We start from the raw sequence: 15,364 nt of genomic DNA on the forward strand, positions 1-15,364 counted from the left end.
ATGAAACGCAAAGACAAAGTTGCCGTGTCCGTAATCGCCCTGTTCGCCGTCGGTGTGCTGGTGTACCTGGCCGCGCCTGGCCTGTTGGGCAGCCGGCAGCAGACCACCAACGACGCCTTCGTCGCCGCCGACTTCACCCTGGTCGCACCGCGCGTGGCCGGTTTTATCAAGCAAGTGCTGGTCGAAGACAACCAGCGCGTCAAAGCCGGGCAACTGCTGGCGCTGATCGACGACCGCGATTTTCGCGCTGCCGCTCAGGCCGCCGATGCCGACACACTGGTGGCCCAAGCCCAACTGAAAAACGCCACCGCGACACTGGAGCGGCAAACCTCGGTGATCGCCCAAGCTCAGGCCACGGTGGCGGCGGATCGCGCCGAAGTGGCCTTCGCCGAACACGAACTGAACCGCTACAACCATCTGGCCGGTGTCGGCGCCGGCACCGTGCAGAACGCCCAGCAGGCCAAGACCCGCATCGACCAGGCCACCGCTCGCCTGGCCAAGGCCACGGCCGTGCTGGCGGCCGAGCGCAAACAGGTGGAAATCCTCATGGCCCGGCGCGATGCCGCCGAGGGCGGGCTCAAACGCGCCCAGGCGGCGCTGGAAATGGCCAGTTATCAACTGTCCTACACACGCATCGTCGCGCCGGTGGATGGCATGGTCGGTGAGCGCGCTGTGCGGGTCGGTGCCTACGTGACACCGGGCAGCAAGTTGCTGGCGGTGGTGCCGTTGGCCGAGGCGTATGTGGTGGCCAATTTCCAGGAAACCCAGCTGTCCCACATGCATGCCGGTCAGGCTGTGCAGGTGCGCGTCGACAGCCTCGACGGTGAAGTGCTCAACGGCCACCTGGAAAGCCTGGCGCCCGCCACCGGAGTGACCTTCGCCTCGATCAAACCGGACAACGCCACCGGCAACTTCACCAAAGTCGTGCAGCGTGTTCCGGTGAAGATCGTGCTTGAGCCCAATCAGCCGCTGACCGAGCGTCTGCGGGTCGGTATGTCGGTGGAAGCCAGCGTCGACACCCAAGCCGCAGCACCACAGCGCGAGGTGGCCCAGCAATGAGACACCTCGCCTGGCTCACCCTCGGCCTCGTCAGCCTGAGCGCCTGCACCGTCGGCCCGGACTTCCAGCGCCCCCAAAGCGCGCAGCCCGCGCAGTGGACCGAACCCCAAGGCCGTCAGGCTGCCAGCCATGCCGTCAGCGATCCGTTGCAGGAGCGTTGGTGGGACGTGTTCCACGACGCGCAATTGTCGGCCCTGACCCGGCGCGCCCTCAGCGATAACCTCGACTTGAAACTGGCCAGCAGCCGTCTGCAACAAAGCCGTGCGGTGCGCCAGGTAACCACCGCCGAGCGTTACCCCAGCGCCAACGCCACCGGCGCCTACCAGCGCAAACGCAACAGCGCCAAAGGCCTCAACGACCCGTCCGGCGAAAACGGCCGCGCCGCGTTCAACCAATGGGATGTCGGATTTTCCGCCGCCTGGGAGCTGGACTTCTGGGGCCGCATCAAACGCGAAACCGAAGCGGCCGACGCCACGCTGCAAGTCGCGGAGAACGACCGCCGCGCCGTGCTGCTGTCGGTGCTGGCTGAAACCGCCCAGGACTACATCCAACTGCGCGGCGTGCAGAATACCCGCGCTGTCACCGAGCAAAACCTCGACGTGGCGCGGCACAGTCTCAAGCTCTCGCAATTGCGCCTGGCCGACGGCGTGGCGACCGACCTGGATGTGGCCGAAGCGGCCGCCCAAGTCGCTGCCATCGAAGCGCGCCTGCCCGACCTGCAGCAGCGCCAGGACCAGTTGATCAACGCCCTGAGCCTGCTGGTGGGCGAGCCGCCGCAAGCACTGCACGCACAATTGTCCAAGGACGCCGGCGTGCCACAGGCCCAGCGCCAGGTCGCCATCGGCCTGCCGTCTGAATTGGCCGAACGTCGCCCCGATATCCGCCAGGCCGAGGCACGGTTGCATGCCGCCACCGCCAGCATCGGCGTGGCCAAGGGCGATTTTTACCCGCGCATCACCTTGTCCGGCAGCCTCGGCTCCCAGGCCATGCAACTGTCGGATTTCGGTTCGTGGGGATCACGCGCCTTTGCCTTCGGCCCACAGCTGAGCCTGCCGCTGTTCAATGGCGGGCGCCTGCAAGGCATGCTCGAGCTGCGCGAAGCCCAGCAACAGGAAGCGGCAATCGCCTACCAGCAAACCGTTTTGCGCGCCTGGCATGAAATCGACGATCAACTGACCCGCTACAACGCCAGCCAACTGCGCCGCGACAGCCTGGCCGAAGCCGTGCGCCAGAACCAGATCGCCCTCACTACCGCGCAGCATCAATACGTCGAGGGCGTGGTGGACTTCGTCAACGTGCTCACCGTGCAGAGCGCGTTGCTGGCGACGCAAGAGCAATGGGTGGAGAGTTCCACCGGCGTGTCGCTGGCCATGGTTGGGTTGTACAAGGCATTGGGAGGAGGGTGGGAGTCGGTGTATCCGCTGCAGGCGACCGTGCCTTAGCCGAGTATTCAGGGATTGCGCAAAAACACCACATACCCCCGAAACCACTCATTGCCCTGCAAATACCCCGGCGCCTGCCATTCACCGCCCTGAATCAAGCCGATCTTGAATGGCAGCCCCAGCCGATTCATCCGCGGCAAGTACGCGGCGTAATCCGGGATGCTGTGGCGGCCTTGATAGGTCTGCACCACCACTTCATCCACCACGCCTTTGAGCTGGGCGATGGCGGCCGGGTCGGCGTTGCTGCTCCAGTCCATCAGGCCGGTGATGCTCAGCTGCAGGTCGGCGGGCAGGCGTTGGCGCAGGTCGCGCAGGAAGTCGGCGTATTCGTGCAGGTATTGGGTGCGGGCGTCGAAGTCGATCTGGATGCCCACCACCGGGTTGCCCGCGTCGCGCCAGCGTTGCACCTGGCCGAGCAGGCGGGTGTAGACCGTTTCGGGCCAGCGCAGGGTATGGGCGCGGTACACCACCCAGACTTCGCCCTGGGTCAGGCGCGGCACGCTCATGCCTTGGGCGATCAATTGCACACCGCGCTGGGGCGCGCGGCGGGAGGCGTTGATCTGACCCTGAAGGATGTACAGGGTCTTGGCCTGCTTGAGCACCGGTTGCGCAGCGACGCCACTCCACAGCCAGAAGGCGTCATAGTCGTGGGCGTCGACGGCGCCGAGGGCCGGGCTTGCCAGCAGCAGCAAGCCTAGCCACAGGTGCCTCACCAGTAGTACTGCAGCGATTTGCCCCACTGGGTGTCGGCGTAGCCGCTTTTGAGCTGGCGGAACCAGGCTTTACGCACGGCCGGCTCAACGTCCTGTCCGCCGCAGCTGTTATAACCGGCCGGGGCATAGCAGTTGATGGCGCGGAACAGGGCATAGGCCTTGTCAGTCTTCGGGGCCTTGGCGTCGCTGATCACCTGCTTGTAACCGTCGAGCCGCGAGAACGTCGCTCCTTTGAACTCCGATGCAGTGCTGCCCAGGCTGCCGGCGGTGCGCGCCTGTTCCAGCGGCATGCTGTCCAGGTTATTGCGCAGGATGAACTCGCCGAGGCAGTTCAGGGCCTGGGGGTTCCTGGCCTCGGTTTGCAGGGTCGCGGCGGTTTGCGCGATGGCCGGGCAGGTGTAGCCGGAGGCGGCTTGTTCGCCGTTCCACTGGAACAGCTTCAATGTCTGGCCTTCGCTGTACACATAACCCAGGCTGCTGCTCAGCTTGTCTTCGGGCGCCGGGGTCGGCAGTTGCTTGAAGTCCTCGGCAAAGGTAGCGAACTGGCCGCGCAGCAGGTCTTTGTAGAGCAATACGAATTGCGCAGTCTGGCGCTCCACCGGATCGCTGGCCTGGGCGATCTGCTGGCGCAGCAGCTCGGGTCCTGCGTTATTGCGCAGCAGGATGTAACGCACCTGCTTGGCGCTGATTGGCGAGTCGGCGGCAAATACCTTGGCCAGCTGGCCGCTGCGCTCGTAGTTCATCGCCAGGGCCAGCTCCAGTTGATCACGCTGCAACGGCAATTTGGCCAGCGGCAGCAGTTGCAGCCACAGTGCCTCTGCGCCTTTCCAGTCCTGCTTGGCTTCCAGCGCCAGGGCGCGCAGGGTCTGCTGGCTGAAGGCGAAGTAATTCAGGCTGGACGGCACGCTTTGCGGCAGCTGCTTCAAAGCGGCATCCGGCTGATGCTCGATGTACAGCGCGCACACCGCCAGCAGGTAATCGTAGAGTTCGGGCTCGCTGGCAAACAGGGCTTTTTGCTTTTCCAAGTCTGCGCGGGAAAGGGTCGGCTGGTTGCCGCCGCGCATCACCATCAGGTCGCTGACCAGCTGGATCATCGGCGTTTTCACCGGCTGGCTGTTGACCATCAGTAACTTGAGGTCAGCTTCTTCCACCAACTCATCCTCGGACACGTTGCGCTGCGCGTCGCTGGCCTGCGTCAGGCTCCAGGCATAGGCCTCGGCGAGTTTGCCGCCGTCGTCGGCCAACCAGTAGACGCGACGCAGCAGACCGCGCGCCGAAGCGCTGTAGTCGCCCTGTGGGTAAGTGCTCAGGTAGCTGTCGAAGGCCTGTTCGGCGTTGGCCAGCGCCGACTTATCCACACGCTGCAGATTCGGCACGCCGTCGGCGTCGTAAGTATCGGCCTGGGCCTGGTTCAGCGCAGTGCGCGCGGTCATGTACAGGGCGGCTTCCTTGAGCCAGGGCAGGGCGCTGCTGCGGGCGGCGCTGAAACCGCGCTCGGCTTCGGCAAACCGGCCACTGTAAAAGTCGGCGGCGGCTTGCAGGTAGGTGTACAGCTGCTGGCCGTCGGTCGATTGCAGTTGCTGGGCATTCGCCACGACCGGGCCATCCCACTCGCAGGTGGTGAGCAGTTGCAGGCGCGCCTTGACCAGCAGTTCGCGCTCGGCGGCCGGCATGTCGGCCTTGACCGCCTGACGCACAAACGCGGTGGCGCTGTCATCGTCGTTGCTGCGGCAGCGGCTGCCTTCACCTGTAACAAACGCCTCGCCGGCGGTGGTGTAGTCCTCGCGCTTGATGCCCAGGGGCTGCAACAGATTGTCGAGTTCGGCAGTCGACGAACTGTCGCCGCCGTCATCCGGCTCGGTTTCCGAGCTGCCGCGCAGCGTCAGGCGATACACCGGGAATGGCACCGGACCAAAACCCTCGGCCAGGTCATCTTCGCTCAGGGCGTTGGGGGTCAGGGCGGTGTTTTTTTTGTCGGCCAACAGCAGGCGCAGGTTGACCCGGCTGTCGTTGCCGGGGTTGAGGAACGGCTGGTTGCTGCACGGGTCCAGGGTGTCACGGGTAATGCGCCAGTCGGGGTAACACGAGTCGTCGGAGCTGGCCTGGGCCTGCAGGGAAGTGGCAGCCAGCAGGGCGAGTGCCAGAGGTGACAAAAAACCGATGCGCATGAGGTGTCCTTGATCCTGGGTGCTGGGAGGACAGCAATAATAACGTGATCTTACGATCACTAAGGTGAAGGCCTACACAAATTGCCGATTTGTCCGATTACTGAAGCGATTCGCAGGCTTTTGACCTAAAGTGGCGGCAAATGCGCATGCGCAGTAGTTGTCCTGCAGTGGGGCAGTAGTCGCGGAGGCGGTATGCGTCGGTCGGTATCAGAACCGTACGAAAAAACGAGTGCGTGGGGTTCCATCAGTCAGTACGCGTCGGGTTGGCAGCGCGTTGTGGGGCTCAGTCATCTGTGGTGGGTGCCCGTCATCGCATTCGCCGTGGCGCTGAGGCTGTACAACCTGACCGCCGCCGCGATCTGGGGGGATGAAGGTTCGAGTCTGCTCCTGAGCGAGTACGCACTGGACGACCTTTGGTTTCATGCCGCCCATGACGTGCACCCGCCGCTGTACTTTTTCATGCTGCGCGGTTGGATCGAGTGCTTCGGTGACAGCATCGCCTCGATACGCAGCATGAGCGTGCTGCCCGGCGTCATTGCCGTGGGCCTGGGCGTGTGGCTCACGCGACAACTGTCCACCCGCCGCGCCGCGTTGCTGGCCGGTGTCATGCTGGCGCTGTTGCCCACGGCCGTGCGCTACAGCCAGGAAGTGCGCATGTATTCGCTGCTCGGCGTGTGGCTGTTAGGCGCCACCCTGGCACTGGCGTATTGGGTTCGCCAGCCCACGCGCGCACGTTACCTGGTGCTGTACGCACTGCTGATGAGCGCCGGTTTCTATACCCATTACTTCACTGCGCTGTGTGTGCTGGTGCACTGGGCTTATCTGGGGGTGGTGAGCGCAAGGCAATCCAGTGGCGAGCGTCTGCTTATGCGCCCGGCGTGGTGGGCGGCCAACGCGGCCATTGTGCTGGTGTACCTGCCTTGGCTACCGAACCTGCTGGACCTGGTGCAACACGTCGACCAGCTCAAGGTGGGAGGTGACATAGGCTGGGAAGAGCCGGTGGACATGCTGTCGCTGCCGTCGATGATCTGGCAGTTCCTGCTGCAGGACGAAGGCCTTGAACTCTGGCGCCCTTTATTCTGGGCTTTCCCGTTGGTGCTGGCAGCTGTCGTGGTGGTCACTGGATGGCTGGATCGCGAGCCCGGCCGGCCGGCCGTTCTGCTGGGGCTGTTTTTCCTGCTCCCGGTGTTGCTGGTGTACGGGGTGTCTTTTATTTCTCCCGTGTTTATCGAGCGTTACCTCACCGTCTATGCCTTGGGTCTGCCCATCGTGGTTGCCATGGCCATTGACCGCCTGCCCTCACGGCTATCGCTTTTGGGGGCGGCGCTGTTTGTGCTGTTCGTCGTCGCAGAGCTGGCAGGGCTCAAAAACAACTACACAGTGGATGAGCGTGACCAATTCAACGTGCCGGTGGAATTCGTTAACCAGCACTATCAAGAAGACGACCGCATCATCCTCAGCGACATGATGTGGTACCTCAGTTACGTGTATTACGACCAGACCGATGCTCAGCTGCAGCTCTACACCCCGCCCAAGCCCGACGGCACGCCGACCCGGCCGAACGCGTACGGCTTCGGCACCCTGGTCGACCAGGACGGCGGGCGCATTTACCTCGACCATCTGTCGGCTCTGCCCGCCGACACTCGCCGCGTCTGGCTGATCAGCAGCAACGATGCACCGGACGAGTTTGCGCCGCTGCCCGTGGGCTGGCGCGAGCTGAGTCGCCAGGATGGCGGCGGCGCCAGGGCGCGCTTGTTTGTGCTGTGCGCTGTGCCGCAACCGCAACCCGAAAGCTGCCGCTAGACTCAGTTAACGACCTTGTTTAAGGAACCCATCATGGAATCGCCCGTGCACAGCTTGCCATCGTTGTTCAAACAACTTGGCCTGGAGCATGACCCGGTCAGCATTGAGCGGTTTGTGACCGCCCACTCGCCACTCAAGCCGGATCTGAAATTGGCAGATGCGTTTTTCTGGACGCAGAGCCAGAAAGCGTTTTTGCGTGAGGAAATACTGGACGACGCCGATTGGGCGGAAGTAGTGGATGCGTTGAATCTGATGTTGCGCGATGGCCGAGGGGTGTAAAAAAATCTTTTGGAAATTGTGGTTTTGTAAAAAAAAAGGTGAGTGGTAAAAAAATCTGGGCTCAAATCGCCAACATCCACTGGCGGATTTCAACGGCGTGGGCTCTCTGCATTGTTGCGCCACCGTGGAGCGAACGTCCCCAACCCTCCCACATGCGTCCTGCGGTGTTGCTGCTGAATCGCTCCATCGATCGCGAAATTGTTTCAAAACTTGACGCAATTCGATCCTTCCACCATATTGATAGTTAGCAAACTAACTGTATGCGAACTATCCAGTGCCTCACTCTCTCGAACAACTCCAGATGAACCTCAGCAGCAGCATGGTGGTGGGCGCCCGTAACTGGCGCAAAATCTGCCAGACCACGCTGGTGAGCTACGGTATTTCCGAAGCCTGCGCCGTGCCGTTGTTGATGATCGGCCGTCTGGGCGACGGCGTGCATCAGGTCAAGGTCGCCCATGCGTCGGGGATGGAAAGCCCATCTCTGGTGCGCCTGCTCGACCAGCTGTGCAACGGCGGCTACGTGTGCCGCACCGAAGATGTCCATGACCGTCGCGCCAAGGCCTTGAGCCTCACCGAACGTGGTCGCGAACTGGTGCAGGCGGTGGAGGTGCAACTGGTGCGCCTGCGTAAAGACGTGCTGGCGGATATCGCGCCGGCCGATATGGAGGCGGCGCTGCGGGTGTTGCGTGCCTTTGAGGCGGCGACGCTTTGAACGGATTCTTCACCGGTTTCCCGCCTGCTCGCGACTGGTTCTATGGCGTACGCACCTTTGCGGCGTCGATGATCGCCCTGTACATCGCCATGCTGATGCAGATGCCCCGTCCGTATTGGGCGATGGCAACGGTCTACATCGTTTCTAGCCCGTTTGTCGGCCCCACCAGTTCCAAAGCGCTGTACCGCGCCATCGGCACCCTGATGGGGGCGGCGGCGGCGGTGTTTTTTGTGCCGATGTTCGTGCAGTCGCCGTACATCCTGGTGGTGGTGATCGCCTTGTGGACGGGCACCTTGCTGTTTCTGTCCATGCACCTGCGCACCGCCAACAACTACGCGTTGATGCTGGCTGGCTACACCTTGCCGTTGATTGCCCTGCCGGTGGTGGACAACCCCCTGGCGGTATGGGACGTGGCCGAGGCGCGTACCGAAGAAATCTTCCTCGGCATCGTGGTGGCCGCCGTGGTCGGCGCGATGTTCTGGCCGCGGCGCCTGGCGCCGGTGTTCGACGGTTCGGTGGCCAAATGGTTTGCCGACGCACAGGTCTACAGCCAGCGGTTCCTCACGCGTACGGTGCAGCCTGACGAAATCAGCACTTTGCGCGGCGGCATGGTCGCCACCTTCAACACCCTGGAACTGATGATCGGCCAGCTGCCCCACGAAGGCGCGCGGCCGCAGACGGTGCGCAATACCAAGGAGCTGCGCGGGCGCATGATCCACCTGCTGCCGGTGGTGGAGGAGTTGGATGACGCCTTGTACGCCGTCGAACAGCGCGCGCCGCAGTTTCTCGAACGCCTCAAACCGCTGCTGGACGCCACCGCCCAGTGGCTGCAAAGCAGCACCGACAACCCGTCGCTGGACAGTTGGCGCGCCCTGCGTGACCGGATCGAAGCTCAACAACCCGAGGGCGATGCGCTGGATGACCGCCACACCCTGCTGTTTTCCAACGCCCTGTACCGCCTCGGCGAATGGGTCGACCTGTGGCAGGACTGCCGCAGCCTGCAAGCCGCCATCCACTGCGAGAGCCAGGACACCTGGCGCGCCGTCTATCGCCACTGGCGCTTGGGCCGGCTCACTCCGTTCCTCGACCGTGGCCTGATGTTCTACTCGGCGTTTTCCACCGTCACCGCGATTATCGTCGCCTCGGTGCTGTGGATTCTGCTGGGCTGGACCGACGGCGGCAGCGCGGTGATCCTGGCCGCCGTGGCGTGCAGTTTCTTCGCCTCGATGGACGACCCCGCGCCGCAGATCTACCGGTTCTTTTTCTGGACGGCGATGTCGGTGCTGTTTGCCAGCCTCTATCTGTTTTTGGTGCTGCCCAACCTGCACGATTTTCCGATGCTGGTACTGGCATTCGCCGTGCCGTTTATCTGCATCGGCACGCTGACCGTGCAGCCGCGCTTCTACCTGGGCATGCTGCTGACGCTGGTCAACACCTCGTCGTTTATCAGCATCCAGGGCGCCTATGACGCCGACTTCCTCAACTTCGCCAACGTCAACCTGGCCGGGCCCGTGGGCCTGCTGTTCGCGTTTGTGTGGACGCTGATCGCCCGCCCGTTCGGCGCCGAGCTGGCCGCCAAGCGCCTGACCCGTTTCAGCTGGCACGACATCGTCGGCCTCACCGAGCCGGCCACATTGGCCGAACACCGGCACCTGGCGGTGCAAATGCTTGACCGCTTGATGCAGCACCTGCCGCGCCTGGCCCTGATCAACCAGGACACCGGCATCGCCCTGCGCGACTTGCGCGTGGCGCTCAACCTGCTCGACCTGCTGGCCTACTCGCCGCGCATCCTCGGCGTGCCGCGTGTGCTGCTCAACCAAGTGGTGGAAGGCGTGGGCGGTTACTTCAAGGCCTGCCTGAAAGCGGGTGAACGCTTGCCTGCGCCCAGCGGTCTGCTGATGACCCTCGACCGCACGCGCCGTGCCCTCAACGGTCAGGGCCTGCAAGACGAAGACGACACCCGCCTGCACCTGCTGCATGCGCTGGCGGGCCTGCGCCTGGCGTTGTTGCCCGGCGTGGAATTTATTGGCGGCACGGAGATGGAAGCGCCGCTGCCCGATGGAGCGCCTTTATGATCGGTGATCTGGATATCAGTGGGGTGTTCCTGCCCACGCTGCTGGTGCTGATGGGCATTACGTACGTGCTGTTTCTGGTGGTGCACGGGTTATTGACGCGCCTCCACTTCTATCGCCTGGTCTGGCACCGGGCATTGTTCAATGTGGGGCTCTACGCGCTGTTGCTGGGCGCGGTGGACTCACTCAGTCGATACCTGATGACATGAAAAAACCTTTTTTGACTATTGGCCGTGTGGTCCTGACGCTGCTGATCGTGAGTTTTGCGGTGGTGGTGGTGTGGCGCATGGTCATGTACTACATGTTTGCGCCCTGGACCCGTGACGGGCACATCCGTGCCGACATCGTACAGATCGCCCCGGACGTGTCCGGGCTGATCCAGCGCGTGGATGTGCACGACAACCAATTGGTAAGCAAAGGCCAGGTGCTGTTTGCGGTCGACCAGGACCGCTTCAAACTGGCGCTGCGTCAGGCCCAGGCCGCCGTGGCCGACCGCCAGGAAACCCTGGCGCAGGCCCAGCGCGAATATAAGCGCAACCGTGGCCTCGGCAACCTGGTGCCCAGCGAACAGTTGGAAGAAAGCCAGTCTCGCGTGGCCCGCGCCCAATCGGCCCTGGCCGAAGCCCAGGTGACGGTGGATTCGGCGCAGCTCAACCTCGACCGTTCGGTAATCCGCAGCCCCGTGGACGGCTACGTCAACGACCGCGCGCCGCGCACCCAGGAGTTCGTCACCGCGGGGCGCCCGGTGCTGTCGGTGGTGGACAGCAACTCGTTTCACATCGACGGCTATTTCGAAGAGACCAAGCTCGACGGTATCCACGTCGGCATGGGCGTCGACATCCGCGTGATCGGCGACAACGCCCGTTTGCACGGGCATGTGCAGAGCATCGTCGCCGGCATCGAAGACCGCGACCGCAGCAGTGGCTCCAACCTGCTGCCTAACGTCAACCCGGCGTTCAGTTGGGTACGGCTTGCCCAGCGAATCCCGGTGCGCATTGCCTTTGACGAGGTGCCGGCGGACTTTCGCATGATCGCCGGGCGTACCGCCACGGTGTCGATCATCGACGACCAACCCAAGGACGGAGCCCGGCCATGAAGCAGTTGTTGGCCATCGTTGCCCTGGGTTCTCTGCTGTCGGCCTGCCAGATGGTCGGCCCGGATTACCAGGTGCCGGACACCGCCGCGGTCAAGCGCGGCGACCTGCAAGGGCAACTGCCGGCCGATGGCAAGAACGTAGTGTCGGCGCCGGTGCCGGCTGACTGGTGGAAGCTCTACAACGACCCGCGCCTGGATGAGCTGGTACGCCAGGCCATGGCCTCCAACACCGACCTGCGCGTGGCTGCGGCCAACCTGCAACGCGCGCGGTATCAGGTGCAGCAGGCCGAATCCGCCGGGGGCTGGAGCGCCGGCGCCAAGGCCGAGGCGCAACGCCTGCAGGAATCGGGCGAAGCCTTCCTGCTGCCGGAAAAGGTCCCCGTGGGCAATATCGGCAGCGTGGGCATCACCACGTCTTATCAATTCGACCTGTTCGGCACCTTGCAGCGCGGCATCGAAAGCGCCCAGGCCAGCGCCGACGCGACCCAGGCCGCCGCCGATATAGCACGCATCACCCTGGTGGCCGATGTGGTGCGCTCTTACACGCAAGTCTGCGCCGCTAACGAAGAACTGGCGATTGCCAACCATTCCCTGCAGCTGCAGGCGCAAAGCACCACGCTGACTCAACGCCTGCGCGATGCCGGCCGGGGCGACGAAACCCAGGTGACCCGCTCGCAGACGCAATACAAGTCCCTGCGCGCCGACATGCCGCGCTACCAGGCGGCGCGCCAGGCCGGCCTTTATCGCCTGTCGATGCTGCTGGCCAAACCCGTCGAGCAACTGCCGGCGGGCACCGGCGACTGTGCCGAGCTGCCGCACATCGCCCAATTGCTGCCGGTGGGCGACGGCGCCACGCTGCTCAAGCGCCGCCCCGACGTGCGCCAGGCCGAACGCCAGCTGGCTGCCGCCACCGCGCGCATCGGCGTGGCCACCGGCGCGCTGTACCCGGACATCGCCATCGGCGCCAGCGTCGGCACCGTGGGCCTGCTCGACAACCTCGGCGAACCGGCGACCAACCGCTGGGGCTTCGGCCCGATGATCAGTTGGACCGTACCGACCAACGGCGCCCGCGCACGCATCCATGAGGCCGAAGCCGCCACCCAGGCCGCCCTGGCGCATTTCGATGGGGTGGTGCTCAACGCGATCCGCGAAACCCAGACCGGCCTGGCCCAGTACACCGCCGTGTTGCAGCGCCGCGACGCATTGGCCGAGGCCGAGCAATCGGCGCAACAGGCGGCGGACCAGACCCACCGCTTCTTCCAGGCCGGTCGTGCGTCGTTCCTGGCCGACCTGCAGGCCACGCGCACCTACACCGATATGCGTGCCCAATTGGCGGCGGCCAACACCCAGGTCGCCATGAGCCAGATCGACCTGTTCCTGGCCCTCGGCGGTGGTTGGGAAAGCGGACGAACGCAAGCCTCCGCGCCCGGCAAACCCTGAGCGAATAGCTATGCTTTGACAGGCGGGCGCCGTGGCTGTTGAGCCAGGCGCGCGCCTGACACTGCTCGCGTTTGCTCATGGGGATTCCAATAATGAAAAACCCTTATGCTCCCGCTTTCTGGTGCGTGCTCTTCGCACTGGTGCTGTTATCGGCCGCGTATTTCTACGGCGTCATGCTCGCCCACCCCCTCGACAAGGCCATGGTGTTCCTCGACAGCGCCTGCCTGGTGATCGGCACCTTGTCCATCGGCGTGGTGGCCTGGGCGTCCTACCAGAATCAACGCGTCAAGAAAAAACTCCTCGAACAAGGCAAGACCCGCGTGGCCATCTGGGACACCAAGGTCGCGCTGCGCCGCGTCGAAACCGTGTTCGACCGCTACTTCTGGGGCAGCTACTGGCAGCCGGGGCGTACCTTCCAGGAAGTCATGGGCGACCTCACCGGCACGCCGTTGGAAAAAAGTCTCGAAACCCTGAAAAAACAGTGCGTGGTGCTCGACAAGCAGATCGCCGAAGGTCGGCATTGGCTGAATAACGCGCGGGAATTGTCCGATGTCGCCACGCAGATGGCCCGCGAACGCTACCAGCTGGACTTCTGCGATCCCAAGGTCGACACCCCCGGCAATGCCGTGATCCACCGCGAGTTCGAGGTGCTGGTGTACACCTGGACAGCACGTTTGAAGAGCTTCGATCACCAGCTTGACGAAATCGAGTTGGAGTATTCGTGAACCAGTAGCGATCTGATGCCTCTGAAAGGTTGCGCCGTTTAAGGCCGCCAGTGCTAATCTTCCCCCGTTTTCGGCGGGCTTGAGCCAACCCCTACATGGTTCAAGGAAGACAGCCCACTTCTCACAGGATTTGATCAGGTCACTTCATGAATAAGCCAGCAGTCGTTCTTTTGGGTTTTGTTGTCGCCGTCGGCGTCGTCAGTGCAGGCGGCGCCTGGTACACCGGCAAGCAGCTGGAGCCGGTGTTGCAGACCGCAATCCAGAACGCCAACAAGGAACTGCAAACCTCCATGGCCGGCGTCGACGGCAGCGTCGCCCTTGAATTGGTGTCGCTGGAACGTGGCGTGTTCAGCAGCACCGCGCATTACCGCCTGAAAGCGCAGGGCTCGGTGTTCGGCGAAGAAAACCCGAACCCGGAGCTGCTGTTCGTCGACCATATCGAACACGGCCCGTTGCCGTTCTCGCGCCTGGTCACGCTTAAATGGCTGCCGGTCATGGCCACCAGTCATTACCAGCTGGAAAAGAACGCCACCACCGAGAAGTGGTTTGCCGCCGCCAAAGACGTGTCGCCGCTCAAGGGCGTGGCCAATATCAGCTACACCCGCGCGGTCAACGGCAATGTCGAACTGCTGCCCCTGGAGTTCAAGGATGACAAGTCCTCGGTTAGCTTCTCCGGCGCCAACATGAATTTCGACAGCACCGCCGAAGGCCAGAAGGTCAAGGCCGACGGTTTCATGAACAGCCTCAAGGTCGCCGCCGTGGATGCCCAGGGCGCGCCGTTCGAAGCCGAACTGGCCGGCCTGACCGTGGCCAGCAACCTGGCCAAGTCCACCTTCGGTTTCTACACCGGGCAGAACACCGTGGAACTGACGGACGCCAAGTTCACCGTCGGCGTGCAGAAAGACGTGATCTCGCTCAAAGGCTTTGAGCAGAAAGACTCCAGCGAAACCAAGGACAACAACCTGGCCGGCCGCGTCGACTACAAAATCGACGAGATCGGCTACAAGGGCAAACCCGTCGGCTCGGCCGCCATGGCGCTGAGCATGAAAAACGTCGACGTCCCCGCCATGCTGGTGTTGACCAAGCTCTACCAGGACAAGCTGCAGCCGGTTCAAGCCGCCGCCGCCGCTGGCGAACCCGCGCCTGAATTGCAGTTGACCGAAGCCGAGCAGGCCCTGGCCGAAGCCAACGTCAACCAACTGCTGGCCGCCAAGCCGCAATTGGCGCTGGAAAACCTGTCGTTGAAAACCACCCACGGCGAAAGCAAGTTCAACCTGGTGGTCGACCTGGCCAAACCCGCGTCGATGGAATTGCCGCCGGTGGAACTGGGCAAGCAGATGGTGTCGCTGCTGGACGCCAACCTGACCCTGTCCAAGCCAATGATCGCCGATGTGTCGGCCCTGCAGGCCCAGGCCGTTGGCCTGACCGACCCTAAAGCCATCGAGCAGCAAGCCCAGATGGCCGCCGAGATGGTCAGCGGCACGGCCGTGGGCGCACAACTGGCGACCCTGGTCGGCAACGACGTGGTGTCCAAACTGCACTACGCCAACAATGAAGTGACCTTCAACGGCCAGAAAATGACCGTCGAGCAGTTCATCGGCTTTGTGATGTCCAAAGTCGGCGCGGTCAGCGGCGAGCAATAATCGCGTCAGTGCACTGAGTAAGCTGTGGCGAGGGAGATTGCTCCTTCGCCACACGCAGCGTTCCCTCCCGTCCCGCGTATAAATCCCACGTCCTTATCCAAATCTGAACAATTGTTCTGATTTGCGCTTTTGCGCCCCGCGCTCGGCGATAGTGCCCACAGGAAAGCTAGGCCGGGTCATGAGACGTCGGCACCCTGAAGCGAAACGCCCAGG

13 protein-coding genes are annotated in these 15,364 nt (G+C 63.4%); 11 read left to right on the plus strand and 2 right to left on the minus strand.

Translation table 11 applies throughout. The features are described 5' to 3' along the window. Window positions 1-1,059: an HlyD family secretion protein gene (locus PSH94_RS00665; RefSeq protein WP_181081772.1), complete on the plus strand. Its 1,059-nt coding sequence runs from the start codon at window positions 1-3 to the stop codon at window positions 1,057-1,059. After that, a complete protein-coding gene (locus PSH94_RS00670) occupies window positions 1,056-2,501 on the plus strand; it encodes an efflux transporter outer membrane subunit (RefSeq protein WP_181081771.1) in 1,446 nt (481 codons plus the stop codon). Before PSH94_RS00665 ends, PSH94_RS00670 begins: the two co-directional genes overlap by 4 nt. Before the next feature lie 8 nt (window positions 2,502-2,509). On the opposite strand, the gene PSH94_RS00675 is transcribed toward PSH94_RS00670, so the two are convergent. After that, window positions 2,510-3,214: a DUF3142 domain-containing protein gene (locus PSH94_RS00675; RefSeq protein ID WP_181081770.1), complete on the minus strand. Its 705-nt coding sequence runs from the start codon at window positions 3,212-3,214 to the stop codon at window positions 2,510-2,512. Beyond that, complete coding sequence (locus tag PSH94_RS00680; RefSeq protein WP_181081769.1) at window positions 3,211-5,382, minus strand: outer membrane assembly lipoprotein YfiO; 2,172 nt, start codon at window positions 5,380-5,382, stop codon at window positions 3,211-3,213. The genes PSH94_RS00675 and PSH94_RS00680 overlap by 4 nt, the downstream gene beginning before the upstream one ends. 192 nt (window positions 5,383-5,574) lie before the next feature. On the opposite strand from PSH94_RS00680, the gene PSH94_RS00685 reads away from it, so the two are divergent. The 9 genes from PSH94_RS00685 (at window position 5,575) to PSH94_RS00725 (ending at window position 15,151) form a co-directional block, all read left to right on the plus strand. Next, window positions 5,575-7,185, plus strand: a complete 1,611-nt coding sequence (locus tag PSH94_RS00685; protein ID WP_305436097.1) for a glycosyltransferase family 39 protein — start codon at window positions 5,575-5,577, stop codon at window positions 7,183-7,185. 33 nt (window positions 7,186-7,218) lie between these two features. Then, entirely contained in the window at window positions 7,219-7,464 is a 246-nt protein-coding gene (locus PSH94_RS00690; RefSeq protein ID WP_253509901.1) for a DUF2789 domain-containing protein, read from the plus strand. Between the two features lie 301 nt (window positions 7,465-7,765). Beyond that, window positions 7,766-8,176 (plus strand): MarR family winged helix-turn-helix transcriptional regulator, encoded by a 411-nt coding sequence (locus PSH94_RS00695; RefSeq protein WP_181081766.1) that lies wholly within the window; start codon window positions 7,766-7,768, stop codon window positions 8,174-8,176. After that, window positions 8,173-10,251, plus strand: coding sequence for an FUSC family protein (locus tag PSH94_RS00700; protein WP_253509902.1), 2,079 nt, complete (start codon window positions 8,173-8,175; stop codon window positions 10,249-10,251). The genes PSH94_RS00695 and PSH94_RS00700 overlap by 4 nt, the downstream gene beginning before the upstream one ends. Next, on the plus strand, window positions 10,248-10,457 hold the full coding sequence (locus PSH94_RS00705; protein ID WP_010214247.1) for a DUF1656 domain-containing protein: 210 nt from the start codon (window positions 10,248-10,250) through the stop codon (window positions 10,455-10,457). The genes PSH94_RS00700 and PSH94_RS00705 overlap by 4 nt, the downstream gene beginning before the upstream one ends. After that, entirely contained in the window at window positions 10,454-11,344 is an 891-nt protein-coding gene (locus tag PSH94_RS00710; protein WP_181081764.1) for an efflux RND transporter periplasmic adaptor subunit, read from the plus strand. Before PSH94_RS00705 ends, PSH94_RS00710 begins: the two co-directional genes overlap by 4 nt. Beyond that, complete coding sequence (locus PSH94_RS00715) at window positions 11,341-12,783, plus strand: efflux transporter outer membrane subunit (protein ID WP_305436098.1); 1,443 nt, start codon at window positions 11,341-11,343, stop codon at window positions 12,781-12,783. Before PSH94_RS00710 ends, PSH94_RS00715 begins: the two co-directional genes overlap by 4 nt. A gap of 92 nt (window positions 12,784-12,875) precedes the next feature. Then, window positions 12,876-13,508, plus strand: a complete 633-nt coding sequence (locus tag PSH94_RS00720; RefSeq protein WP_181081762.1) for an NADH:ubiquinone oxidoreductase subunit N — start codon at window positions 12,876-12,878, stop codon at window positions 13,506-13,508. A gap of 146 nt (window positions 13,509-13,654) precedes the next feature. After that, window positions 13,655-15,151: a YdgA family protein gene (locus PSH94_RS00725; protein WP_181081761.1), complete on the plus strand. Its 1,497-nt coding sequence runs from the start codon at window positions 13,655-13,657 to the stop codon at window positions 15,149-15,151. The last annotated feature ends 213 nt before the right edge of the window (window positions 15,152-15,364 follow it).

Source organism: Pseudomonas sp. FP2254 (assembly GCF_030687695.1).
In the GTDB taxonomy this organism is placed as follows: Bacteria; Pseudomonadota; Gammaproteobacteria; order Pseudomonadales; family Pseudomonadaceae; genus Aquipseudomonas; species Aquipseudomonas quebecensis.

What these genes read in the sequence shown, in the direction of transcription:
- PSH94_RS00665 (WP_181081772.1), top strand. Translation starts at nt 1, where the DNA reads ATGAAACGCAAAGACAAAGTTGCCGTGTCCGTAATCGCCCTGTTCGCC.
- PSH94_RS00670 (WP_181081771.1), top strand. Translation starts at nt 1,056, where the DNA reads ATGAGACACCTCGCCTGGCTCACCCTCGGCCTCGTCAGCCTGAGCGCC.
- PSH94_RS00680 (WP_181081769.1), bottom strand. Translation starts at nt 5,382, where the DNA reads ATGCGCATCGGTTTTTTGTCACCTCTGGCACTCGCCCTGCTGGCTGCC.
- PSH94_RS00685 (WP_305436097.1), top strand. Translation starts at nt 5,575, where the DNA reads ATGCGTCGGTCGGTATCAGAACCGTACGAAAAAACGAGTGCGTGGGGT.
- PSH94_RS00690 (WP_253509901.1), top strand. Translation starts at nt 7,219, where the DNA reads ATGGAATCGCCCGTGCACAGCTTGCCATCGTTGTTCAAACAACTTGGC.
- PSH94_RS00695 (WP_181081766.1), top strand. Translation starts at nt 7,766, where the DNA reads ATGAACCTCAGCAGCAGCATGGTGGTGGGCGCCCGTAACTGGCGCAAA.
- PSH94_RS00705 (WP_010214247.1), top strand. Translation starts at nt 10,248, where the DNA reads ATGATCGGTGATCTGGATATCAGTGGGGTGTTCCTGCCCACGCTGCTG.
- PSH94_RS00710 (WP_181081764.1), top strand. Translation starts at nt 10,454, where the DNA reads ATGAAAAAACCTTTTTTGACTATTGGCCGTGTGGTCCTGACGCTGCTG.
- PSH94_RS00715 (WP_305436098.1), top strand. Translation starts at nt 11,341, where the DNA reads ATGAAGCAGTTGTTGGCCATCGTTGCCCTGGGTTCTCTGCTGTCGGCC.
- PSH94_RS00720 (WP_181081762.1), top strand. Translation starts at nt 12,876, where the DNA reads ATGAAAAACCCTTATGCTCCCGCTTTCTGGTGCGTGCTCTTCGCACTG.
- PSH94_RS00725 (WP_181081761.1), top strand. Translation starts at nt 13,655, where the DNA reads ATGAATAAGCCAGCAGTCGTTCTTTTGGGTTTTGTTGTCGCCGTCGGC.